The sequence below is a fragment of the Luteibacter sp. TLI7-4A genome (assembly GCF_056754745.1).
This window is the reverse complement of the sequence record NZ_JBPGWO010000001.1, coordinates 1,332,500-1,356,278: the sequence shown is the minus strand read 5'-3', so window position 1 is coordinate 1,356,278 and position 23,779 is coordinate 1,332,500. Positions and strand designations below refer to the sequence as shown.

The 23,779-nt window shown below is 64.9% G+C and carries 20 protein-coding genes; 11 read left to right on the top strand and 9 right to left on the bottom strand.

The features are described 5' to 3' along the window. Positions 1 to 28: 28 nt before the first annotated feature. The 4 genes from ACR9Y6_RS05960 (at position 29) to ACR9Y6_RS05945 (ending at position 5,067) form a co-directional block, all read left to right on the top strand. Entirely contained in the window at positions 29 to 1,699 is a 1,671-nt protein-coding gene (locus tag ACR9Y6_RS05960; protein WP_481280461.1) for a cation:proton antiporter, read from the top strand. A 45-nt stretch (positions 1,700 to 1,744) separates the two neighbouring features. After that, positions 1,745 to 2,953, top strand: a complete 1,209-nt coding sequence (locus ACR9Y6_RS05955; RefSeq protein WP_481280460.1) for a multidrug effflux MFS transporter — start codon at positions 1,745 to 1,747, stop codon at positions 2,951 to 2,953. Between the two features lie 50 nt (positions 2,954 to 3,003). Next, positions 3,004 to 3,723: an IclR family transcriptional regulator gene (locus ACR9Y6_RS05950; RefSeq protein WP_481280459.1), complete on the top strand. Its 720-nt coding sequence runs from the start codon at positions 3,004 to 3,006 to the stop codon at positions 3,721 to 3,723. A gap of 75 nt (positions 3,724 to 3,798) precedes the next feature. Continuing rightward, the gene (locus tag ACR9Y6_RS05945; RefSeq protein ID WP_481280458.1) at positions 3,799 to 5,067 is read left to right on the top strand and encodes an MFS transporter; all 1,269 of its coding nucleotides are present in this window, start codon (positions 3,799 to 3,801) and stop codon (positions 5,065 to 5,067) included. Here the strand turns inward: ACR9Y6_RS05945 and ACR9Y6_RS05940 are convergent. Both ACR9Y6_RS05940 and ACR9Y6_RS05935 read right to left on the bottom strand, forming a co-directional pair. Continuing rightward, positions 5,046 to 6,218, bottom strand: a complete 1,173-nt coding sequence (locus ACR9Y6_RS05940; RefSeq protein WP_481280457.1) for a mandelate racemase/muconate lactonizing enzyme family protein — start codon at positions 6,216 to 6,218, stop codon at positions 5,046 to 5,048. The two genes, ACR9Y6_RS05945 and ACR9Y6_RS05940, sit on opposite strands and share 22 nt — an antisense overlap. Then, positions 6,215 to 7,147 (bottom strand): dihydrodipicolinate synthase family protein, encoded by a 933-nt coding sequence (locus tag ACR9Y6_RS05935; protein ID WP_481280456.1) that lies wholly within the window; start codon positions 7,145 to 7,147, stop codon positions 6,215 to 6,217. Before ACR9Y6_RS05935 ends, ACR9Y6_RS05940 begins: the two co-directional genes overlap by 4 nt. Positions 7,148 to 7,352: 205 nt before the next feature. Here ACR9Y6_RS05935 and ACR9Y6_RS05930 point away from each other — a divergent pair, with 205 nt between their 5' ends. The 4 genes from ACR9Y6_RS05930 to ACR9Y6_RS05915 are packed head-to-tail and all read left to right on the top strand — an operon-like array spanning position 7,353 to position 12,569. Beyond that, positions 7,353 to 10,043, top strand: coding sequence for a TonB-dependent receptor (locus ACR9Y6_RS05930; RefSeq protein WP_481280455.1), 2,691 nt, complete (start codon positions 7,353 to 7,355; stop codon positions 10,041 to 10,043). A 34-nt stretch (positions 10,044 to 10,077) separates the two neighbouring features. After that, on the top strand, positions 10,078 to 10,818 hold the full coding sequence (locus ACR9Y6_RS05925) for an SDR family NAD(P)-dependent oxidoreductase (protein ID WP_481280454.1): 741 nt from the start codon (positions 10,078 to 10,080) through the stop codon (positions 10,816 to 10,818). Between the two features lie 9 nt (positions 10,819 to 10,827). Further along, positions 10,828 to 11,748 carry a 2-dehydro-3-deoxygalactonokinase gene (locus ACR9Y6_RS05920; RefSeq protein ID WP_481280453.1) on the top strand — a complete coding sequence of 307 codons (921 nt, stop codon included), beginning with the start codon at positions 10,828 to 10,830 and terminating at the stop codon, positions 11,746 to 11,748. Beyond that, complete coding sequence (locus ACR9Y6_RS05915; protein ID WP_481280452.1) at positions 11,745 to 12,569, top strand: SMP-30/gluconolactonase/LRE family protein; 825 nt, start codon at positions 11,745 to 11,747, stop codon at positions 12,567 to 12,569. The genes ACR9Y6_RS05920 and ACR9Y6_RS05915 overlap by 4 nt, the downstream gene beginning before the upstream one ends. A gap of 25 nt (positions 12,570 to 12,594) precedes the next feature. Here the strand turns inward: ACR9Y6_RS05915 and ACR9Y6_RS05910 are convergent, their stop codons facing one another. Together ACR9Y6_RS05910 and ACR9Y6_RS05905 are read right to left on the bottom strand one after the other, a co-directional pair. Continuing rightward, the gene (locus ACR9Y6_RS05910; protein ID WP_481280451.1) at positions 12,595 to 13,398 is read right to left on the bottom strand and encodes a phosphotransferase; all 804 of its coding nucleotides are present in this window, start codon (positions 13,396 to 13,398) and stop codon (positions 12,595 to 12,597) included. A gap of 68 nt (positions 13,399 to 13,466) precedes the next feature. Further along, positions 13,467 to 13,808 (bottom strand): ArsR/SmtB family transcription factor, encoded by a 342-nt coding sequence (locus ACR9Y6_RS05905; RefSeq protein WP_481280450.1) that lies wholly within the window; start codon positions 13,806 to 13,808, stop codon positions 13,467 to 13,469. Between the two features lie 180 nt (positions 13,809 to 13,988). Between ACR9Y6_RS05905 and arsH the strand changes: the two genes are divergently transcribed. The 3 genes from arsH (at position 13,989) to ACR9Y6_RS05890 (ending at position 15,571) form a co-directional block, all read left to right on the top strand. Further along, on the top strand, positions 13,989 to 14,672 hold the full coding sequence (gene arsH / locus ACR9Y6_RS05900; protein ID WP_481282699.1) for an arsenical resistance protein ArsH: 684 nt from the start codon (positions 13,989 to 13,991) through the stop codon (positions 14,670 to 14,672). A gap of 2 nt (positions 14,673 to 14,674) precedes the next feature. Continuing rightward, positions 14,675 to 15,073, top strand: a complete 399-nt coding sequence (arsC, locus tag ACR9Y6_RS05895) for an arsenate reductase (glutaredoxin) (protein ID WP_481280449.1) — start codon at positions 14,675 to 14,677, stop codon at positions 15,071 to 15,073. Positions 15,074 to 15,196: 123 nt separating this feature from the next. After that, positions 15,197 to 15,571 carry a hypothetical protein gene (locus tag ACR9Y6_RS05890; RefSeq protein WP_481280448.1) on the top strand — a complete coding sequence of 125 codons (375 nt, stop codon included), beginning with the start codon at positions 15,197 to 15,199 and terminating at the stop codon, positions 15,569 to 15,571. A 175-nt stretch (positions 15,572 to 15,746) separates the two neighbouring features. On the opposite strand, the gene ACR9Y6_RS05885 is transcribed toward ACR9Y6_RS05890, so the two are convergent. From ACR9Y6_RS05885 to ACR9Y6_RS05865, 5 genes are all read right to left on the bottom strand, one after another. Further along, positions 15,747 to 16,952, bottom strand: a complete 1,206-nt coding sequence (locus ACR9Y6_RS05885) for a histidine-type phosphatase (RefSeq protein ID WP_481280447.1) — start codon at positions 16,950 to 16,952, stop codon at positions 15,747 to 15,749. 35 nt (positions 16,953 to 16,987) lie between these two features. After that, on the bottom strand, positions 16,988 to 19,714 hold the full coding sequence (locus ACR9Y6_RS05880; protein ID WP_481280446.1) for a TonB-dependent receptor: 2,727 nt from the start codon (positions 19,712 to 19,714) through the stop codon (positions 16,988 to 16,990). Between the two features lie 57 nt (positions 19,715 to 19,771). After that, positions 19,772 to 20,881 carry a phosphatidylinositol-specific phospholipase C1-like protein gene (locus tag ACR9Y6_RS05875; protein WP_481280445.1) on the bottom strand — a complete coding sequence of 370 codons (1,110 nt, stop codon included), beginning with the start codon at positions 20,879 to 20,881 and terminating at the stop codon, positions 19,772 to 19,774. Between the two features lie 128 nt (positions 20,882 to 21,009). Then, positions 21,010 to 22,854 (bottom strand): glycoside hydrolase family 76 protein, encoded by a 1,845-nt coding sequence (locus ACR9Y6_RS05870; RefSeq protein ID WP_481280444.1) that lies wholly within the window; start codon positions 22,852 to 22,854, stop codon positions 21,010 to 21,012. A 142-nt stretch (positions 22,855 to 22,996) separates the two neighbouring features. Further along, complete coding sequence (locus ACR9Y6_RS05865) at positions 22,997 to 23,749, bottom strand: 4'-phosphopantetheinyl transferase family protein (RefSeq protein WP_481280443.1); 753 nt, start codon at positions 23,747 to 23,749, stop codon at positions 22,997 to 22,999. Between the last annotated feature and the right edge of the window lie 30 nt (positions 23,750 to 23,779).

Below are 23,779 nucleotides of genomic sequence, written 5' to 3'. Positions count from 1 at the left end.
AGGGGTCCTGCGGGGGGCTGAGTCGATCATGCTACGGCCTCGCCGTCGTCCGATGAACCCCAATAAAGTGCTTGCACTTGTCCTTTCCATTCATGAATGGGCTTGCTTGCCCGGCCCGTTGTCCATGTCATATGTTCATGCCTTCCGGAACCAGCGGGCGCGCATGCCGATCTTCGAGATGATTCTTGGGTTGCTTCTCGGCGCGTCGCTCCTGTCGATGCTCGCGGAGCGGATCAACGTGCCTTATCCGACCCTGCTTGCCGTGGGTGGAGCATTGGTCGCCTTCTTGCCGGGGATGCCGCGCCTGGATCTCCCGCCCGAACTGATCCTCGCGCTCTTCGTCGCCCCCGTGTTGCTCGATGCGGCCCACGACGCGTCGCTGCGCGACCTGCGCGAGAACTGGGCGTCGATCCTCTCGTTGGTGATGGTCGCGGTCGGCTTGACGACCCTTGCCGTCGCCTTCGCGGCACGCTTCTTCATTCCCGAGATGCCCTGGGCCGCCGCGATCGCGCTGGGCGCGCTGTTGGCGCCTCCCGACGCGGTGGCGGCCCTGGCCGTGCTGCGCCAGGTGGAACCGCCCCACCGCATCCACAACATCCTCGAAGGCGAGAGCCTGCTCAACGACGCGTCGTCGCTGCTGATCTACAAGCTTGCGGTGGGTGCCGTGGCGGCGGGTGGTTTCAGCGTGGGGAAGGCGATTCCCGCCTTCGGCCTGGTCGTGGTCGGTAGCGTCGTCGCCGGATGGGTGCTGGCGAAACTGACGGGCGTCCTCACCGTCCGGATGACGGATGCTCCCGCCTCGATCATCGTGCAGTTCGTCACGACCTTCGGCGTATGGCTGCTTGCCGAACACCTTGGCCTGTCCGGCGTGGCGACGATCGTCGTGTTCGCCATCACGGCCGCGCGCCGCTCCACGGAAGCCATGCCTCCCTCCATTCGCATCCCGTCGTTCGCCACATGGGAGTCGATCACCTTCGTGCTCAACGTGATGGCCTTCACGCTGATCGGACTTCATGTGTTGCCGATCATCGAGGGACTCCGTGGTCATGACCAGCAGGGCCAGTTCGTCGCCGCGCTCGCGATCCTGGCGGTGGTCGTGGTCGTGCGCCTGGCATGGGTATTGCTCTACGGATTCGCGCGACGGCAGACCCAACGTGCGGGCCAGGGTGACGATCCCGTCGAAAGCCGTGCGCAGACGTTCAAGAGCGGTCTCATGGTGGGTTGGTCGGGCATGCGCGGCATCGTTACCCTGGCCGCGGCGCTGGCGATTCCCAAGGACTTTCCACAGCGCGATTTCATCCTGTTGACTGCGTTCACCGTGGTGCTGGGAACGCTCCTGGTGCAGGGCCTGACCTTACGGCCGTTGCTCCTGCTGTTGCGCTTGCCCAAGGATGGCAAGGTGGCTCGCGAGATCGCCCTCGCACGCGTCGCGACACTCAAGGCGGCCATCGCGTATCTCGACAACGATCCCAGCGATGCCGCGCGGCGGCTGGGCCACGAATACCGGGCGGCGCTGGAAGCGGTGGAGAAGGGCAAGGATCCGCGCCACTCCCGGGAGAATGTCCTGCGCCAGGAACTGATGCCATGTACGAGGAAAGCACTCGATGAACTGCGCGATGGCGGACGCATCGGCGACGAGGCTTATCGTGCCGTCGAACAGGAACTCGACTGGTTGGAACTGAGTTCGCGTCCGGTCTAGCCGCCGGGTACACTTCGTGTATTCGTCTCTCCGGACTCCCCCTCCATGGCTTCCCGTTTCTTCAAGGCGGCGCTCGTCCTTGGCCTTTTGTCGGCCATCGGGCCGTTCGCCATCGATATGTACCTTCCGGCGCTACCGTCGATCGGCAAGAGCCTGAATGCCGACATCGGCACCGTGCAGCTCAGCCTGATGGTCTTCTTCATGTCCATGGGCGTGGGCCAACTCGTCTACGGACCGCTGTCTGACATGTTCGGCCGCAAGCGGCCGATCTACGTCGGCCTGTCCATCTTCGCGCTCGGCAGCATCGGCTGCGCGCTCGCACCGGATATCCATACGCTGATCGTGTGCCGCTTCATCCAGGGCCTCGGCGCCTGCGCCGGCATGGTGATCCCGCGGGCCATCGTGCGCGACATGCATACCGGCAACGACGCCGCGCGGCTGATGTCGTTGCTGATGCTCATCTTCAGCGTCTCGCCGATCCTGGCGCCGCTGACCGGCAGCCTGGTGATCGAACTGGCCAGCTGGCGTGGCGTGTTCTGGGTCGTCACCGGCGCGGCCGTGCTCGGCCTGATCATGGTCGCCACGGTGCTCAAGGAGACGCGGCCGGCCCACCTGCGCCTGGAAAGCACGGTCGGTTCCGCATTGAGGGGATACGCCACGCTGCTGCGTGATCGTCATTTCCTCGGCGTCGTCCTCATCGGCTCGTTCGGCGTGTCGAGTTTCTTCGCGTATCTCGCCAACTCGTCCTTCGTGTTGATCAACCACTACGGCCTGACCCCGACCCAGTACAGCCTGGCGTTCTCCGTGAACGCCGTATCGTTCATCGGTGCCTCGCAGTTCACGGGCCGCCTGGGCAGTCGCTATGGGCTGAAGCGGGTGGTGAAGACCGCGGTGGTCGGTTACGCCGCGACGATGGTCCTGCTGGCCGCGATCACCGCGGCAGGGGTGGACAACCTCGCCGTGCTGATGACGATGCTGGTCGTCGGCTATGGCTTTCTCGGCCTGGTCATTCCCAGCTCGGCGGTCATCGCACTGGAAGAACATGGCGCCATCGCCGGTACCGCATCGGCGTTGATGGGCACCTTGCAGTTCGGCACGGGCTCATTGGTGATCGCCCTGCTGGGACGCTTCATCGACGGCACGGCACTGCCGATGGTCGTCGGCATCGCCGCCTGCGCGGTGATCTCGTTCACGTTCGCGCGGGTGACGCTGCGACACAGGGTGGCCGCGCCGGCGGCATGCCCGGCGGAATGAACAGGGGCTGGCCGCTAGCTAGCGACATACCGTACGGCTAATCTGTAGCCATGCGCGCCAAGCCCAACGCCCAGCCCAACCAGAGCCTGATCGACGGCATACTCACATTGCAGGCGCTCGCTTCGGCGCCCGAGCCGGTGGGTTGCCGTGAACTCGCCCGGCAACTCGGCGCCGATACCACCCGGGTGAACCGGCTGCTGAAGACGCTCGCTTATATGGGCATCGTGCGGCAGACCTCGAATCGCAAGTACGCCCCCGGCCCGGGCATGCATGTGCTGGCCGCGCAAAGCCTGTTCGCCTCCGGGCTCATCCGCCGCGCCTTGCCGGAACTGGAAAGGCTACGCCGCTTCGGCCATACCGTGGCGATGGGCGTGCTCTGGAACGATAGCGTCAGCTATCTGTTCCATGCGCCACCGGGTATCGAAGCCGCGCGTGGCCTCGGGCGCATCGGGGTACTTCCGGCGACCACCAGTGGCATCGGCATCGTGCTCTTGTCACAGTTGCCCGATGAGGAAGTCCGTGAGTTGTATGCGGATCGGACGATTCCGATGTTCCCGGAGGGTATCGACAGTTTGCTGGCCACGCTGGCGGTGACGCGGGCACAGGGGTATGCGCGCGTGCATGTCGCGGACGATCGCGATCACCACATCGTCGCCGTGGCGACCGGCGCACCGGTGGTCGCGGGCCTGGCGATGTCCGGCTGGATTCCCGAATCCGCCACGGCCGAACTGGTCGAAGCGTTGCGTGCCGCCGCGTTGGAAATCGCCTGATCGTTCGCTGCGATGCAGATTGACCTGTTGCTATTTTAGTAATACGTTCGCCCGGTCGTCGTAGGGGGTGCAGGCATGGCAGGGAACGAGGGAAGCGCGCGGCCGGGGCGGTTGCGCTGGGCACTGCTCGCACTCCTCTTCGTTTCGACGGTCATCAACTACCTCGATCGACAGGCCCTCTCGATCCTGGCCACCACCATCCAGGTGGACCTGGGCGTTACCGACGCGGCCTATGCGCACATCGTGCAGGCCTTCCTGCTCGCCTATACCGTCGCCTATCTCCTTGCCGGACGGATCACCGACTGGCTCGGCTCCCGCATGGCGCTTGCGCTCTTCGTGGCATGGTGGTCGGTGGCCAACCTCATGACCGGCATGGCGCGCAGCGCTTTCGAACTGGGCGCCGCGCGTTTCGCGCTGGGACTCGGCGAACCCGGCAACTACACCGTGGGTTCCAAGGTGGTGTCGGAGCGCTTTCCACCGGCGGAACGCGGGCTCGCGTTCGGTATCTACACGGCGGGGGCGATGGTGGGCGCGACGCTGGCCCCGCCGTTGATCGGCGGTGTCGCCATGATCTATGGCTGGCGTGCCGCGTTCATCGTGACAGGCCTGGCGGGGCTGCTCTGGCTGGTCGCGTGGCTATGGATCCACCCACGCGACGCGCGTGGCGTGACGGTGCCGGGCGTGGCGGCCGAGGGCGTCCTGTGGGGACGGCTGTTGCGCGACCGCACGCTGTGGTTGCTGGTGCTTTCGCGCGCCGTCGCCGATCCGGTCTGGTACTTCTATCTCTTCTGGTTCCCCAAATACCTCAACGACGTGCGCGGCATGTCGCTTGCCGCCGTAGCCTCGATGGCCTGGGTGGTCTACCTCGCGGCGGATATCGGCAGCGTGGGCGGTGGCGCAATGTCCAGTGCCCTGGTCAAGCGGGGCATCGCACCGGCACGTAGCCGCCTGATCGCCATGGCGGGAGCCGCGTCGCTCGCCCCCGTGGGGATTTTCGCCACCTTCCATCCCGCGTTGCCCATCCTGTTCGCCATCGGCTCGGCGGTGGCCTTCGCCCACCTCGTGTTCCAGATCAACATCAGCACCTTGGTCGTGGATCTCTATGGCAGCCGCAACATCGCCACGGTATTCGGCATCATCGGCGCCGGTAGCGCCCTGGGTGGGATGCTGTCCGCGCAAGTCGTGGGCAGCCTGGTCTCGAGTGGACGGTTCGATGTGAGCTTCGTGCTCATGTCGGCCCTGCATCCGCTGGCTTTCGGCGTCGCATGGTTGGGCGTGAAGCTGGCGCCGCGCTCGCGGATGATCGCGGACGCGGCGTCGTCTCAGGAAACGCGTTCGGCGTAATCCCAGAAACGCTTGCCTGGACGGGCTCCGAGTCCCGCCCCGGTCGGCAGGCGGTAGCTGCCGTCGACATAGCCCATGTCGGTGTCGAGCAATTCCAGCGATCGCGAGAACACCGAATGTTGCCATTCGTGCCGCCACAGGCCCGGCAGCGTCACCGACGCATGCAGGCTGGCGGCGAGGAACAGGCCCGCGCCGATCGTGGCATGGGGCGCCGTGGCGACACCGCTGGCCTCGGCCAGCCTGTTGATGCGAAGGAACTGCGTGATGCCGGTATGGCCCATCTCGGGCTGGATGAAGGCGACCGCATGGCGGTCCAGGCGCAGGCGCGCCTCGTACTCGGTGTACCACTCCTCGCCCGCGGCGACCGGCGTGGGCGAGCGCTCGGCGAGCCATGCAAGGCCATCCACGTCTTCGGGTTTTATCGGCGCCTCGATGAAGTAGGGCCGATGCACGGCCATGCGCTGGACGAGCGCGAGCGCTTCCTCCGGCGAGAACTTCCAGTGCAGGTCGACCATGAGCAGCGCGCCGTCGCCCAGGGCCTCGCGTAGCGCGGCGACTTCCTCGGCGATGCCTTCGCTGCTCACCACCGCATGGATCTTGAATGCATCGTGGCCTTGCGCCTGGAAGTGGCGGGCCATCTCCACGCGGCCTTCCAGCGTGGCGGCGGGAAGACCGGAGAGGTACCCGGGCACGTGCTCCCGCTGCCGGTCGCCGAGCATGCGCCACAGCGGTACGCCATGGCGGCGGGCGCGCAGGTCCCACAACGCGATGTCCAGCGCGGTGATCGCATCGACGTGGAAACCGGACGTGCAACCGCGGACACGCATAAGGCCGTAGAGATCGTCCCAGATACGCTCGACGTCTTCCGGATCGCGCCCCAGCAGTTCCGGCACGAGCAGGTCCTCGATGATCTCCGCGGTGGCCCGTGGCGCGCAGATGCCGTAGGTCTCGCCCCAGCCTTCGCTGCCATCGGAGCAGGTGACACGAACGGCGAGGGATCGGTCGACCGAGGGGTAGATCGTTCCGTTGCCCTTGCGTACCACGTACCCGCGCGCGTTGACCCGCTCGCCCGGCCCTAGAGGCCCCAGGTACGGCGTATCGCGCGGCACGGTGACGATGAAGGTTTCGACCCTGGCGACGGTGGCGGTCATGGGGACATTCTCGCGCGGTCGCCGGGGGTGAGGTCCAGTGGCAACAGGTCGGAAATGCGGGCGAGCAGGGCATCGAGTTCCCGCCGGTCCCATGCATCGAGTGCGGGTCCGGGGGCACGGACGTGGTCGCTGCCGATCAAACCCCGGCGCAGCAATACGGCCTTCGTCAATCGCCAGCGAAACACCGCCTGCATGCTCAGCAAGGGCAGCGTACGTTCGAAGAGGTCGCGCGCGCCGTCGACGTCGCCACGAGCATGACGGGCGAGCATCTCGACATGGACCTCCGTCACCTCGCAGGCCGGCATGGTGCCGGTGGCGCCTCGCTGCAATTCGTCGATGACGTAGCGTGCGCCGGCTCCGCCGAAGACGGCATCCACGCTGGTGCCTGCTTCGAGGGCGAGCGCCGTGATGCGATGTCCCGAGGGCTGGGTTTCCTCCTTGACGTAACGGATGCCTTCGACGGTGCGGGCGAGTGCCGCGACCTGTGCGACGGCAAGGCCGATTCCCATCGGCGCGGGCGCGTTCTGCAACATGATGGGAATCCCCGATGCGGCATGGATGGCGTTGAAATAACGCGTCATGGCCTCGGCATCGCCGGCATGCTCGTGTGGCGTGAGGATCATCGAAGCCACGGCGCCGGCCTCCGCGCCGGCGATGGCGAGGCGTGCGGCGATGTTCGCATCGGGGTGGCTCGCGCCGACGACGAACGGCATGCGACCGCCGATCCATTCGCCCAGGCTCGCGGTGACCTCGAGCCGCTCGTCCACCGACAGCATGTCGTACTCGCTGGCAAGCCCTGGAAAGACGACACCGGCGGCGCCCGCCGCGAGGATGTACTCGAGCACGTTGCGCGTGCCGTGGAGGTCGACGTCGCCCGTCGCGGTGAAGATCGTCGGGAGTATCGGAAAGACACCGGCCAGGTTCGTCATTGCGTGGATTCCTTTGGGACATGGAGTAGCGAATGGCCGTTGCGCCAAGACCGGAACATGTTGCTTTGCAGCAGCTTTTTCCTTGTGCGGCTGCCCTTGCAACGCCATCTATATTGCTATAATAGTTACAACATGCCAAGCGTAGACGCGACGGCAGACGGCGGTAACCGGCACCATTCGTGAGAGCCTCGGGGGAGGAAACACCATGCATCTTGCTCGCCGCACCATCCTGTCGACCTTGATCGCACAGGCGCTTCTCGCTTCCGTTTCCGCCGTTGCGCAAACGAGTACCGCAACCGGCACGCAGCAGGCCCCGATACCGCAGGACCAGGGCGCCGTCACGCTCGAAGGCGTCACGGTTTCCGGTATCCGCCAGAGCCTGGAGAAATCGCGCGACCTCAAGCGCGACTCCGCCCAGATCGTCGATGCGATCGTGGCCGACGACATCGGCAAGCTTCCCGACACGAACGTCGCCGAATCGCTGGGCCGCGTGGCGGGCGTCCAACTTGAGCGCGGCATGGGCGAGGGCAGCAGCATCCTCGTGCGTGGCCTCAGCCAGAACGTGTACCTGTACAACGGCCGCGAGATCTTCGACGCGACCGGCCGCGGCGGCAATGGCCTCGACCAGCTCGGCAGTTCCACCTACGGCCTGCTGACGCTGGTACCGTCCGAACTCATTTCGCGGCTCTCCGTGACCAAGCTGGCCAGCGCGGACCAGGTGGCCGGCGCGCTCGGCGGCATCATCGACGTCGAAACCCGCATGCCGCTGAACGCGGATGGCGACCAGAACGTCGTCAGCGTGTCGGGTACCTACAGCAAGTTGGCCAAGAAGGGCGGTGGCGAGGGCTTCGCCTTGCTTTCGGGCCGTACGAAAGACGAGCGGCTGGGCGCCATGATCGCGGCGACGTACAGCAAGAAGACGGTCGTGCAGCAGGGCCTGGATACTTTCTCCGGCTACGCGTCGTTCAAGGATAATTCGGTGACGCCGGCGACTACGCGCTACGGCAGTACCGACATGCGCGCGCAGAACATCAGCGACGACCGCACCAAGAAGGGTGTCAGCGCGATCCTGCAATGGCGCCCGGCACCGGGCGTGGAGATCGTCGCGGACACGTTCTATTCGAAACAGACCGCCGATCGCGACCGCTACTGGCTGGCCTTCAATCCCAGCGCGGGCCTCAGCAATGCCGTGTACTCGCGGAACGACATCCTGGTGGCCGGTCGTTCCACCAGCCCTGTCCAGGCCAATACCGAGATAGCCGACATCGATGCGGATGTCTGGTCCACGGCGCTGCGCGGCAGCTTCCACGCAAGCGACAGTCTCGACGGTTCGGCGGAGGTCTCCTTCAACCGCTCGAAGGCGGAGTACCACCAGAACTACATGCGGCTCCAACCCATGGCCGGTATCAATTCGGTCATCGACTACGACCTGCGTTCCGGCGATTTCGGCAGCTTCAACGTGGGCGGGGTGAACCTGACCGATCCTTCGCAGATGCGCATGTCGATCCTGTTCGACAACGACTACAGGGCGAAGACCGACACACCCGCCGCGCGTACCGACTGGACCTGGAATTTCGATTCGGACCACTGGCGCTCGCTGGCCTTCGGCGCCCGCTTCACGAAGATCAAGAGCGAGCAAGATCCGTTGCGTGCGGATATCCGTCCCACCAACGGCATACCGGCGAGCGCGCTGGGCGACTTCCTTCGCGTCTACAGCAACGACGATTTCATGAAGGGCGAGTTCGACGGCTTGCCGCGCAGCTTCCTCGGCAGCTATCGGGGCGTGTTCACCGGTTGCTCGGCATTCACGGCCTTTCCCGCGATCAGCCAGAACGCGCAATGCCTGGACGGCCGCAACAATTCGCTGGCGTATGCCGGCACCTTCAGCATCGACGAGAAGTTCACCGAGGCCTACTCGAAGGTGGATTGGGGCTTCGATGCCGGCAACATGCCGGTCTCGGGCAACGTCGGCATACGCTACGTGCAGCGCGAACTCGATTCGAGGGGCAACCTGCTGTCCGGCGCGGGTGCTCCCATTCCCACCGACTATCGCAGCACGGAGCGCGAATGGTTGCCTTCGGCGGTGGCCAAGTGGGAGATCACGGACAAGCTGGTGTTGCGCGGCGGCGCGGCACGCGTGGTGGCCTTTCCCAACACCGAAGACCTCAACAATGGCGTCTCGCTCAACAACAATGCGGTGTTCGACAACGGCGTGCAGATCACGCCCGGCACGGGCAGCGGTGGCGCGCCTGCGTTGAAGCCGTTCAAGGCCGACCAGTACGACCTGTCCCTGGAGTACTACTACAACGATACCGGGCTGCTTTCCGCCGGCGTGTTCTACAAGGATATCTCGACCTTCATCGTGCAGCAGCAGAGCGCGGAGAATTACGGTGGCGTGAATTTCTTCATCAACCGCAAGGTCAATGGCGACCAGGCCACGGTGAAGGGCGCGGAAGTGCTGGCCCAGGTGCCGTTCACCTTCCTGCCCAAGCCACTCGACGGATTCGGCATGGTGGCCACCTATACCTATATCGATTCCACCACGCCGATCAAGGACGTGACTGGCGCCTCGATGACTTTCCCGGGCCTGTCGAAGAACAACGCCAACCTCATCCTGTATTACGAAACGGGCCCCTTCAGCGCCCGCGTGGCCTACAACTGGCGCGACGAGTACCTCGTCGGCCTGTCCGCCGCGGCGACCGGCATCTACAACGATCGTTACAAGGACCTGGCGGCGTCGGTGAGCTATGACTTCACCGACTCGTTGTCGATGCAGGTGCAGGCCACCAATCTCCTCGACAGCAAGCAACGCACCTATGACGGGAGCCGTGAAGGACTCCGCACCAACGTGGTATACGGCCGTAACTACATGGCCACGCTGACCTGGCGCTTCTGACGCCACGGGCACGCGCAACAGGGGGAGAGGGCGGTTGAACGGCAAGTCATTGGCTGGGCGGGCGGCGATCGTGACAGGGGCGGCGAGCGGGATCGGCGCGGCGGTGGCGCGCCGGTTGGGCGATGAAGGCGCGGTGGTGACGGGCATGGACCTGGGACCGTCGCTCGACGTGGCGCTGTCGTTGAGCGTCGACCTGCGTGACGACGGCGCCGTGTCCGAAGCGGTAGCCACCGCCGCCTCGGCGCATGGGCCGGCGACTGTCCTTGTCCATTGCGCGGGGATCAGTCCGCCAGGGTCGATCCTCGAATCGGACGATGCCCTCTATCTCGACACCTACGACGTGAACGTGTTGTCGGCAGTGCGCCTTCTTCGCCACTGCGTGCCCGGCATGCGTTCGGCCGGCGGCGGAGCGGTGGTGCTCACATCGTCGATCAATGCGCGCTTCGCCACGCCGACCCTCGCCGCCTACGCAGCCAGCAAGGCGGCGCTGGAGTCGCTGGTACGCACGGCAGCGCTGGAGTTCGCTCCATGGCAGGTACGAGTCAACGCCGTCGCTCCCGCGTCGATCGATACCCCCATGTTGCAGGCCTCGTTCGCTCGCGAAACCGATCCGGCCGCCGCGCGCCTGCGCAACATCGATCGCCATCCGCTGGGCCGGCTGGGGACATCGGACGACGTGGCGGACCTCGTCCTGTTCCTGGCGGGTGACGGTGGCACCTGGCTTACAGGCGGCGTCTTTCCGATCGACGGTGGCGCGTCCGTGACGCGTCGCTGAGGGGAACGGATGGAAAACGACTTCATAGCGATCAATTGGGGCAGCTCGAACTTCAGGGCTTATCTTCTCGACCACGCTGGTGACGTACGGGATGCCTTCGCCGAGCCGGCAGGCATCGCCTCACTCGATCGCCCGGGCATGGTCGCGCAGGTGGAACGCCTGGTGCAGCGCTGGCCCGATGCGCATCGGATATATGCCTGCGGCATGGTCGGTTCGAACGTGGGCTGGGCCGATGCGGGCTATGTCGAATGCCCGATCGGATGGGACGGCCTGGCGACAAACCTGCACGCGACCGCGATCGCTGGACGCACGATGCACATCGTGCCGGGGCTGTCCTGTCGCAGGGCGAGCGATGGCGCGCCGGACATCATGCGCGGCGAAGAGACGGAACTGTTCGGTCTTCTCCGCGCAGGCAGGTTGCCGCACGACGGCATCGTGGCGCTACCGGGTACGCACGGCAAGTGGGTACGCATCGCCGGCGGCCGCGTCATGGAATTCATGACGGCGATGTCCGGGGAAATGTTCGACCGGCTCACGGCGGCAGGCATGCTCGCCTCGGTGGTCGCGGCACCTGCCGCGATCGGCAGCGCATTCGCCGCGGGGGCCAGGGCCGGTGCGGACCGTGCGCTAGGCCTCGGTACGCAGCTCTTCGGCGTCAGGGCGAAAGTCATCCGGCAGGACCTTGCTCGTGACGATGCGGCGTCGTATTTGCGTGGCGTGTTGATCGGATCGGAAATCGCCGATGCCCTCTCGCTTTATCCGGCGATCGCCGACGAAGTCGTCACCCTGGTGGGTGCGGCACCGGTCTGCGCCTTGTATGCGGAAGCGCTGCGAGATCGGGAAATACGTTCGGTCACCGTCGACGCCGCCGATGCGACGGCACACGGCTTCGCTGCCTTGCACGCGGCGAGCCGGGGGACGCCGGTATGAGCAAGGTTCGTCTCGTGGCGCAACCCGGAGCGCTTGTCGGCGAGTCCGTGCGGATGGACGGGGACGATGTACTCATGCTCGATCCACCCAACCGTCGCCTCCTGCGCTGGTCCACGGTGGACGGAAGCCTTCACGACACCCTGCTCTCGAAATCGATATGGTCGCTGGGCATGCTGCCCGACGGGTCATGGGCAGGCGCGGGCGAAGATGGCTTCTGCCTGATCGACGTCCGTACCGGTGCCATCGCAGCCGGTCCACCCGCGCCGCTTGGCCCCGGCTGCCGGTTCAACGACATGACCGTGGATGCGCATGGTGGCCTATGGGTCGGCTCGATGCATCGCGGATTGCTGTCGGGCAAGGGTGGGCTCTATTACGCACCTCATCCGGACGCGCCCGTGAAGCAGGTGGCCGATGGCCTGGGCGTGGCCAACGGCATGGCCTTCGCCGATGGTGGTGCGACGTTGCTGGTGATCGACACGCTGAGCCGCACGTTGCTCGCCTATGCGCGATCCGGAAATGCCGCGGCGCTTCACGAACCCGTTGTCGTGACGGATTTCCTCGGTGTGCCGGGAAAGCCCGACGGCATGACGATCGCGCCGGATGGCGCGGTATGGGTGGCCATGTGGGGTGGTGGCTGTATCGTCCGGCTTGCCGGGAATGGCTCCGTGGAGCAGATGGTGTCGATACCTGCGCCACACGTCGGCAGCCTCGCGTTCGGGCCCGACGGCCATGCGTACATAGCGTCGTCGAGGGCGAGGTTGTCCGAGGACATGTTGCAGGCGAACCCGGATTCGGGCGGGTTGTTCCGCGTCAGCCCGTGACACTCGCCATCGGGCGGCATCGGCATCACCCCCAAGTCAGAGGGTCCAATCGCAGATAGAAGGCAAGGCGTCCGCGATCGGGGACTTCGATCCACAACACATTGAACAGGATGGCGAAGGCGCCCTCTGCTTCTTCGGGCGTTGTCCAATTCTCTTCGGCATTAGCGACCATGAGTGCCAGATCGGCATGGCGGTCTGCCGTTCCGAGCCGTCCGAAGTCGATCAGGCCCGTACATTGAAGCGTCTTAGGGTCCACCATGAAGTTCGGCATGCAAGGATCGCCATGGCAAACAACCATGTCGGTCCTCTCCTGGTCGAGTCGCATCGACAGCTCGGGGCTGTTCACCGCCTGCCGGTGGCGCAATGTCCGTTCGAGCGCAGATTGTCGCGAATGTTCGGGCGCGCCATCGACGTGGTGTCTCGCAATGCGGTCGATCCCGGCTTCTTGCCCGACGAGGACCAGGATACGCCGCAACGCGACCTGCTGGCTCGTGTCGAGCGGGAGCTGTCGTGCCATCGACGGCCACGCCTTGAGCAGGTCGGCTCCCGACAGATCAGCCGCCGGCACTCCGGGAATGGCGGTCATCATCAGGCACGAGCCTTCCTCTTCCTCCTGCCAGTGGATCACCTCTGGGCATGCCACACCCCGACCGTTGAGCCAAATGAGGCGGTCGCGCTCCCCAGCGAGCTCGACGCGGCGGTCTGCGGGCGCGATTTTCGCATAGGCTTGCCCGTCATTACGCTGAAAAACAAGGTCGCCGGATTCGCCATTGCCGACAGGCGACCAATCCGAATGCGCTTTACCAAAAAAAGTGGAAGTGAGGTTCAACGATGTTCCTTCCGTTTGGCATGAGACGCGAGGCGGCTCAACTGGGAAAGACATGAGTTACCACGCTCTCAGCGTCGCTTCGCCGTTGCTCGTCGGCCTGCCGGAGCGGGGACGCACGTGGCGCCGCTGCCCGCACAGCAGTTCTGGGTCAGGTAATCGACCAGTTCGTCGATCGCGGATATCACCGGCGCGTAGTAGATGAAACGGCCGCTCTGGCGACTCGTGACGAGGCCCGCGTGCAGCAGTTCCTTCAGATGAAACGACAACGTCGCATTGGGCAGGCCCAGGCGCTCACCGATCGCGCCCACCGGCAGGCCTTCCGGACCTTGCTCCACGAGCAAGCGGAAAATCGCCAGTCGAGACTCCTGGGCGAGGGCGGAAAGCACCTTGATGGTGTCGGCGGTTTTCATGGTGGGCGAGTGTAACAAAGGGGTTCCTGGCGTCACGTCACGGACAGCCGTAAGGCGACGACGTCGGCGAAGCACGAGGGCCATGCGGGTCTTTACTTGGTTTCTATATTTCTAGAATGATAGAATTATTATCGTCGCGCAACCCGTGGAGCTGCCGTGCACCCTGTCGATCTTCCCCACCTGACCGGCGACCTGCCGCATCCCGAATGGGAACGACTGACCGTCGATGGCGATAGCGGTCATCCGCCGCGGATATTGCTTCTCTATGGTTCGTTGCGGCCGCAGTCCTTCAGCCGCAAGCTCGCGCTCGAAGCCGAGCGCATCCTTCGCCACCTCGGCGCCGAGACCCGCGTCTTCGATCCCGCGGAACTTCCCATCCTCGACAGCGTGCCGGCCACGCATCCGAAAGTGCAGGAGTTGAGGGCCTTGTCGCTGTGGTCGGAAGGGCAGGTATGGGTCAGTCCCGAACGGCACGGCACGATGACCGGCGTCTTCAAGAACCAGATCGACTGGCTGCCGCTGGAAGACGGCAGCGTGCGTCCTACGCAGGGCCGTACCCTGGCGGTCATGCAGGTCTGCGGAGGATCGCAGTCGTTCAACGTGGTCAACGCGCTGCGCGTGCTTGGCCGCTGGATGCGGATGGTCACCATCCCGAACCAGTCCTCGGTCGCCAAGGCCTGGAGCGAATTCGACGATGCGGGAAGGATGAAACCGTCGCCGTTCTACGACCGCGTGGTCGACGTGATGGAGGAGCTGATGAAATTCACCCTCCTGGTCCGTGGCCGTAGCGAGTATCTTGTCGACCGTTACAGCGAGCGCAAGGGCGCCGCCGCGGCAGCGCAAGCCATCGTCTCCAGGATCTGATCATGCATGCCACCATCTATCACAATCCCGCCTGTGGCACGTCGCGCAACACGCTGGCGATCTTGCGCCATGCCGGCATCGAACCGACCGTCATCGAGTACCTGAAGCATCCGCCGGACAAGGCCACGCTGTTGCGCCTGTTCGCCGATGTCGGGCTCACGGCGCGACAGGCGGCAAGGCAGAAGGGCACCCCGTTCGAGGAGCTCGGCCTGGGCGATCCCGCCGTGGGCGACGAGGCCATCGTCGACGCCATGCTCGTCCACCCGATCCTGATCAACCGGCCCTTCGTGGTGACGGAGCGCGGCACGCGCTTGTGCCGCCCGTCGGAGGTGGTGCTGGAGATCATTCCGCCGCTGGCAACGCCGTTCACGAAGGAGGATGGCGAGGTTATCGGCGTGTAGCTGCACATGCTGGCGTCGGCGCGGCGAAGTCTTACCGGATGAGACTGGTCTATGACCTGATGGGCCTGCCGATCGGCTGTCTATGATCGGCGCTTGCTCATTCACCGAGCAATGGATTTGTTTATGCCGGAACTTTCGAAGGATGTCGTAACGCTTCTCCAGTACCTCGTACCTGGGTTTCTCGTCGCCTGGGTATATTTTGGCGTGACGTCACACGTGAAGCCGTCACAATTTGAGCGCGTTGTACAGGCGCTGATCTACACAGTCGTAGTGCAATGCCTGCTGGCGGTAGAGCGCGCAAGTGCACTCGGGCTTGGAGATGCCTTCACTTTAGGATCATGGGGGCCCTACGCTGAGAAGGGCCATTTCTTCATTACGTCGGCAACGCGTACAGTCGAAGGACAGGAACAGGACCTAGCGCATTTGGAAGGTCTATTGATCAGCGTCGGCGATGTATCATTTGCCGAGTTTTCGAAACCGCCAGAGGGTTCAACATGACCAAGCGACAGATCAACCCGCCTCCGCGCATACCGCCCTCTAGCGTGTCTCAAAGACACGCAAACACCAATCCGCCACCCCAGTATTCCCGCCCGGCGACTCCGCCACCACCTCCTTCCAAGGCTAAATGACCGGGAACCTCTGTTACCGAACGGCATCGAAGGCCTGCGCGTTCTCAGCTGGTTACATGTGAAGCAGACCGGCGGAGCGCGTCCAGCACCTTGTCGAGGTCGCAATGCGAGGGAGAAGCGCGACACGCGAACGGAACGAGGGATCGCTGCGCTGGCGGCTTGTCCTTCGTCAGTGGCGTCAGGTAGCGCAACTGGTCCGGCGTCTGTGCCTGGTACACCACACGGACGGTGCGATGCCCATCGCCACGCGAACGCCACACCGTGATGCCTAGCGCGCCGCCCACCGGCGGATCGTCCTTTCCATAGCCAGGCATCTCGAAATGCATGCCCAGCACGCTTGCCAGTGCGACGATGTTGTTGTCGCTACCGACGAACACGTTCAAGCGTGGCGCGTGCGGGTCGTCGAGGATGGCGAGGATGCGGCCAGCCAGGACGGCCGCGACACGATCGGCCACGTACGATGGCCGGGCATGCACATCGAACAGCAGCGAGTGCAACTGCGACAGGAAGCGAAAGGTCGCCGCGTCGACGCGTCCCCAGCCGACCTCGGCCATCGATTTCCCTTCGAGGTAAGCCATGATGATGGCTTCCGACGTACCGGAGGTGTCGGCGATGGGGCCACCCAGCGCGATGCCCTTGCCGTCCGAGCCCAACGCGAGCGTGCCGCGCCATGTCGCTGGAGCGCAGGCGGGTTGCGAGTCGCCGGGGACGCAACCCATGACACGGCCGAAGGCCGACATCGCATCACGATGCCCGGCGGTGAGGGCATCGGGCCCTTGCGTCTCACGCTGTATCGCGGCAAGGGCCGCTTGGCCGTCCCAATCGACCGCGTTCGCGGCCACGGGATTGAACACCGGGTCGGCGGCACCTTCAGGCAGGTGCCCGACGGTCAGGCCGCAGCCCGGCGCGAACGCGTCCGCGAGTGCCTGGGCGCTGGCGATGGTGCGCTGGTCGGTATTGGCCCAGATGCCGACGCCGCGGCCCGCGGGACAACCCTGGGGCGGAAACAGGCCGGCGCCGGACAACCATTGGCGGTCGAATCGCCCCATGGCCATCACGCCCTCCCGGCCATGCGGCGTGAGGATCGAAGGCTGCACGGGCCACGCAGGCCATGCCCGGCCGTGCACCTCGTCGACCTGGATCTCGCCGGGGAGTGGCGAACGGACGCCATGCCGGTAGACCAGGATGACCCGCTCCAGTTGCAGGTCGTCGGTGGCGGAAGCCGGCATCGACATGGCAACGAACGCCATGACCGCCACGAGATGGCGAAGTCCACGGAGAACCATCAGAACGTATAGCTCAGGTTGACCATGTACACGCGACCCGTCTCGACATACGCCCCATCGGCACCCGGATCGTACGCCAGATAGCGCTTGGACTTGCCCGAGGTCTCGTGGAACGTGGCGTGATCGAGCAGGTTCTTCACCGAGATGCCGACGCCGATGCCATGGGGCAGGTCGTAGGTGGCCGAGAAGTCGAGCGTCTTCATCGGTTGCAGGTAGTAATCCAGGCCGTTGCCATTCAAGCCGATCAGCTGCAGGCCCGTGTAGTTGTAGATCAGGTCGGCATGCACCCGGTCGTCGTGGTAGAACAGGTCGGCGTTATACATGCGCTCCGGCGCGCGGGGTAACCAGGTGCTGCCCGGATGATCCTCGCGCCCGCTATGCGCGGAACTGTGCTGGACGGTCAAGTTGCCGGCGACACCGAAATGGCTCCAGATGCCGGGCAGGGTGACGAATTGCTTGCGCAGCGCCATTTCCAGGCCATAGATCTTCGCGTCGCCACCGTTCTCCGGCATGCTCACGGGTACGCCTCCCGTCACCACCGTGCCGGTCGGCACGTTGCCGCCCAGCGTGCTGTCGTTGCCGGTGGACGATTGCGAGGTATAGATGAAATCGCTCAGCCGCTTGTAGTACGCCGAGGCCGTGAGCAAGCCGCCGCTCCTGTCGTAGAACTCGGCGGACAGGTCCAGGTTGTCGGCCGTGGTGGGCCGCAGGTCCGGATTGGGCTTGGAAATTCCGACCACCTGCCCACTGATGTCGTCGATGGAGTAGGTCGTCTGGCCCGAAATGAGCCCGAACGCCGGACGGCTGAAGCTCCGCCGTAGCGAGGCACGATAGACGGTCAACTCGTCGGGCCGGTAGTTGAGGTTGATCCCGGGCAGGAGCTCCCCATAGCGCCTTCCCTGACCGACGAACGCTCCCGTCGCGTCGTCGCCGTTGGAACGCCACGCCCTCGACGAGTAATCGGTCAGTTCGTAACGGACGCCCGGCGTCACGGTGAGGTCTTGCACCCGGAACGTCGCCATCAGGTAACCGGCGAAGATGTTTTCGCGACTGGACGTGGTGTTGGCGTTGTAATCGTTAGCCGTGTAATTGCCGGCGCCATTCGGATCGTCCAGGTACTTGTACGGCACGGCCTGGTCGAGCACCCATTGCCGGTCGATCAGCTTGAAGGGGCCTGCATAACGCCCACCGAAAGGACGGGTGACGAGACGGCCGGGCAAGTCGGCGAGTGAGGGGCCGCCAGGTGCGGACGACGGATAATTCGGGCCGCCAAAGAACGGTCCTCCATAAACGAAGTTGTTGTCGTCATGGGTGAACGGGTGGTCGTAGGCGTTTCGCTTGGAGGTATCCGCGGACAGGCCGAACTTCAGGTTCTCGATCGCCGCGTCGGGGAACGCATACGTGCCATCGACGTGGACATTGATGCGCGTGTCCTTGCTGCCGGCATCGCCGCCCTGGGTTTTCCAGAAGCTGTCCGTCGCCAGGTTGTAGACATAGTTGCGTAGCGTGGCGGGTGTTCCGGCGAGGCTGGGAAACGTGGGGTTGCCCAGGTCGAACTGAAACTGACCGGGGCTTTGCGCACCGTAGAGGCTCGCCTCCACGTGGTCCGGGACATTGCGAAAACCGACACCATACGACGTACCGTAATCCAGCGTGAGCGCATCCACGGCGCTGCTACCGCCCAGCTGGAGGGTCGCGGTTTTTTCCTTGATGTCGCGCGTATTGAAGTATCCACCGCGCAGTACCTGTGTCGTTCCCTGGTTGCGTGCCGACATCTGGTTCTGCTCACCCTGCACGTCGTAGGCGCCATAGAGCGCGCGTGCGAAGAGCGAGGTGGTTTCGCCGTTCCAGTCGAGCGAGACGTTGCCACCGTATCGCTTGATGCGATTGGTGTACACGCTGTACTTGTACTGCGAACTCTGCAACGGTCCGGCCTGCGACAGGTCGGTCGCCTTGGCCTGCCTCGGGTCGATCGGCGTGTACTGTGAATTGGGTGCCACCGCTTCGGCCGCGTTGTCGTACTTGCCATAATAGCCGGCGGCATAGATGCCGAATTGCTTCGACGCGCCGAACCGGTGCGCGACTTCCTGCTGGAACACGCCGCCCTTGTCGGGAAGGCCACGATGCTCGGCCAGGTCGTTCATCCTGCCCTGGACGGTCGATTTGGCGTAGGTGTCGCCGGCGAAGTCGAAAGCCGTGGGCGTGCGCATGTCGATCGCGCCGCCGATGGAATCTCCCGGCATGTCCGGCGTGGGCGTCTTCGACACCTTGACCGATTGGATTCCGAACGGGGCGAGCATGTTGAGGGAGATGGCGCGCGTCGACGAATCGGTTTCGGGCAAGGCGAAGCCGTTGAGAGTGTATGCGTTGTAGCTCGAGTCCAGGCCACGAATGGTGACGTACTCGCTTTCGCCCGTGGCGGCCTGGCCGAGGTGCATGTCGCTGTATGCGGAGAGACCGGGCAAATGCGCCAGTACGTCGGCGATATTCGCCGTGGGTACGGCATCGATCTCCTGCTTGCTCATGACCGTGGTCACCCCGGCGGAAAGCCGTTGTTCGTCCACGGTGCCGGCCGCGGGCACCTGGGCATCGACGTTCATGCCGCTCAGCGCCGTGACTTTCTTGTCGGTCGCCGCCTCGATGTCGTTCGCGTGCGCCGCCGTCGTATGGCAGAGCGCCAGGGCGATGGAAAGTGAGAGCAGGGCGTGCGGGAAGGGCTTGCGCATGGGAACCTTGGGGGAGTGCAAGAGGGAGGCGGGCCATCGCGGTGGCCCGGTCGCGGGTCAGGGCGTCAGGTCTGCCCGGGTACAGGTGTCGCGGGGGCGCTGTGGGTTGCAGCGAGCGGTCGTGCCACCGGGAAAAGCGACGACATAGCCGTTGGAAGCGGGTTCGTGCGCGGGAAAGTCGGTGCTGAGCAGCTGCGCGCCACTGGCGAACATCGCGTCCCGGCGTTGCACGTCGTTTTGCAAGGCTTCCTTCAGGTTGGCATCGGTACGTGTGCGGACGAGATAGCCTTCGCGCACGCGCCGGGCGATTTCGTCCGGCGGACCATCGTTGAATTCGAGGAACGCGGCGTCGTCCTCGCCGGGCGTGGCATGGGTGAACATCACGCGGCCACGCAAGGACGGATGGCCGGCCAGGTAAGCCTTGCTGACCGAATGCTGGTCGAGCAGGAAGACGAATCGACCCCGTGCCGAGTCCAGCGAAGGCCACCCGTCGTGGCGCACGGCATCGTTGAGGGACGCGTGATTGCCGCGGACATCGTCTGGGGCGATGTACGCCGAACGAGGGAAGACGTTCCGGATCTCCGCATCCAACCGGTCCATGGCGTCGGTATCGAACGGCTCCGGCACCACGGTGGGAAAAGACAGGTGAAGCGGCGTCTCCTCCGTTTCGAGCAGGACGAATATCGGAAGGTGCCGCGGATGCGCACGGGACCATGCGAGCAGTTCACGAAGGCAGGCTTGCAGCGGCTGGCACGTGCTGCGCTGGTCGAGGTCCTGGATGTGCATGACCTTGAACCCCGGCGCGGCCATCACGGTGGGATCGGCGAAAGGGGCGTCCGCCACGAGGCCAGCCGCGGCGACCTGCGCTATCACCGCCGGCTTCGCATAACGGCCGCCGTGCGCATCTCCGTATACGTCCAGTTCGAACTGCCGTACGCCATCGTCGAGTTGCCGGCCCAGCGCTGGATGGGAGTAGGCCAGGATGGCGTAGGTCGCCGGATCGACGCGACGCCAGACCTCCGCCTCGCCCGTGGCGAGGCCGGCGTGGTAGCTGTTGTGGCTGCCGATGTACTGGACATCGTTGATGCGTGTCACCGACGCCGCGAAGGACACGCAGGGCAGGAGTGCGGCGGCAAGGCATGCCATTCTCAAGACGGTGCTCCCCATCGATTCAATCGATCTAAACCATGGATTGCACGTTATCGGCGTAGTCTTACCGTTCGATGAATCGGCCGAGACACTATGACCGCCAGGTCCATCCGCCCCCGGTGACCGGGAGCGGATGGATCGCCCGGCTATTCGGCGATGTTCGCCTTGACGTGGTAAACGCGGCCGCCCCATCCATCATGGGGGAACGAGTCCGATACCCGGAGGTATACGGGCTTGGAGCCATCGGCTGCCGTGGCCAGGTACGGTGTCAGGTCGATGCTGCGATCGGCCTTGTTCGATCCGTCGGTGATCGGGCGGTCTTCTTGCAACACCGTCGTCCAGTGTTCGTTGTCACTGCTGACCTGCACCAGGAACTCGGCGTCGATGGTGAGGATCACCTGGGCCGAGGTGGTGTCGGCGGGGAAGGGGAAGCGATAGGTGAAGTGTGCATTCCCGTCGGCGAAGCGGTTCTGCACGCCATTGCTTTGCGAGCCAGCGGCGTCGAACAACCACGGGTTTTCGTCGACCGTCCCCGTGTCGAAGTCGATGGCGTGAGCGATCAGCACGTCGGCCTGGGTGCTGAAACGCAGGCCGGCCGCCATGACGTTGGCGGTAACCCTGTGATGACCATCGGGTGTCGAGCCCGGTACCGTGATCCGCAGCGCGCGGCTGGCTTCGACCGGGGTCGCGTTGCCGTGCGGCTGCAGTCGTACGAGGGTGCCCGATGGTGAAGCGCTCCATCCGGCAGGCGTATCCACGGAGACACGGGTCGTGAGCGGGAAGAATCCGGTGGCCGACACGCCGAGATCGATGGGCAACGTGGTGGTACCCGAGGCGGCCGGCATGACAACCGGCTGCGCCGGTGAAAGGGTCGCCGCCAGCGATGCCGAGGGCGTCGGAATCGGTATGACCCCGATCAAGGCGCTTAGCGCGCTGGCCTGGGTGCGCCAATCGAATACGTTTGGATGGTCGTCGCTGGTGATGCCGGACCAACGGGTGCCGAGGCGATCGGCGGCATCGCGGTCGTTGCTCCAGATGCCCTCGGCTTGCTGGTCGGCGAACGCCGCGTAACGGGCATCGCGGGTGGTGTCGACGAGGTCGGTCCAGTAGCGCATGAAGATGCCCTTGAACTGCTTGCCGTTGTCGTCGCAGGTCTGGTCGGCGGCGTCGCAGCGTTCCGTCAGGATGCCATCGGTAACCAGTGCATTCGGACCGATGGCGGCGTCCGCCAGGCGACGAACTGTCGTCAGGATCCGCGGGTCCTTGGTGGCCCGCCACAGCTCCAGCCCCGCACCGATCGCCAGGCCCTGGTTGTAGCTCCACACGGTCTGGCCGTTGTTGGTGCAGGCGTTGGTGAGGCCGTCGTTGACCAGGCCGTCGGCGTTGACCATGCCGCTGCTCTGGAACCACGTCCAGGCGGTACGCGACCGTGCCAGCCACGCCGTGTCGCCGGGGATGCGGTTGTGCAGTTCGGCGGTGAGACGGATCCACAAGCCATTGGTGACGGCGTTCTTATAGGTGCGCTCGCCATCCCACCAGACGCCGCCGCCACACGTGCTCGTGTCCCAATAGCCTTCGACGTAGTGGGCGATGGTGACCGCCATGTCCAGGTACTTCGGGTCGCCGGTAAGGTCGTAGGCCTGCAGCCAGGTCAGGCCCCACCACTCGGAGTCGTCGATGGCGCGGCTGGTGAAGTTGCCCAGCAAGGGGTCACCCGACAATACGCCGGCCGGGAACACGCCTTTGTCTTTCTCGAAGGTGTTGTCCAACTGCCCGATATAGCGACGGTCGCCCGTGCGCTGCATGTAGTCGCCGATGGTCTGCAAGGCCACCGCCGAGTTCCACCAGCTGGCCGGGAACCATGCCTTTCCCGGGTCGTACGAGCCCATCAGCACGTCCGCGGCCACCCGCGCCCGCGCTACCGCCGTGGAACCGTCGGCCCGCGCATTCGCGGGTGCCGCCGTCTCGGCCGCGGAGGTAGAAGCGGCCATGGCCGTAAAGGCGGCTGTGGCCAGCAAGGTCCGAATGTGTATGCGTACGAAGTCGATCACCGATCTCATGGTCAGAAGCGCTCCTCGTGGTTACCCCTGACCGGAGTGTTGCAGAGCCGTCCCTTCGAAATTGATAACCAGGTCAAGCGAAATGCGTCATGACCAGGCGCGGAGACAGGAGATCGTAACGAACCTGGAGACAGGTGCCGGAAGGCAATGCCGGTGCGAGCGTGGTCCTGATCATGAGCCGGACGGTACGCGCGGCGGTGTCGACGTACTGGACGATGGCGGTGTCGAAGTCGAAGAAGGTCCCGACGCGCGGGAACAGCGCCTTGTAGAGGGATTCCTTCGCCGAGAAGGCGATCGTCAGGCCGAGCAGGGGATCGTCGGCGAACAAGGTGTCGAGCACGGCCTGCTCGTTCGCATCGACGACCGGGCCTCGTAATGCGGCCGCGGCATCGGCGTTGACGACGTGTTCGATGTCCAGTCCGATGCCGGGTACCGCTCCGGAGGGTGCGACCACGGCACCCGCGATACCGGCGGTGTGCGAGATGCTGCCGATGACCGCGGTCGGCCACAGCGGTTCGCGCTGGTCGCCTATCCCGATGGGTGCGTCGCCTTCGATACCCATGGTTCGCAAGGCGAGCCTGGCGGCCAGCCGGCCATGGAAGAAGTCGGCTTGCCGTTTAAGGACACTGCGTGCGACGGAGTCGGGCACGGCGATGCCCTGCTCGGCGAAAAGGCCCGGGTGGAAGGTTGCCGCATCGAAGCGCAGCAGGACGCCGTGACCCAGGCCGCCCGAAGGCAGGGGCAGGGTGAAGTGCTCGCCGGAGCACGCGGTGGCGTGGGCGATGGAGGAGGAAAGCGCGGGGTCGAGGGGCGTCAGCGGCAGCATGGCGTTCCTGTGTTCCGGGACATTAGCACG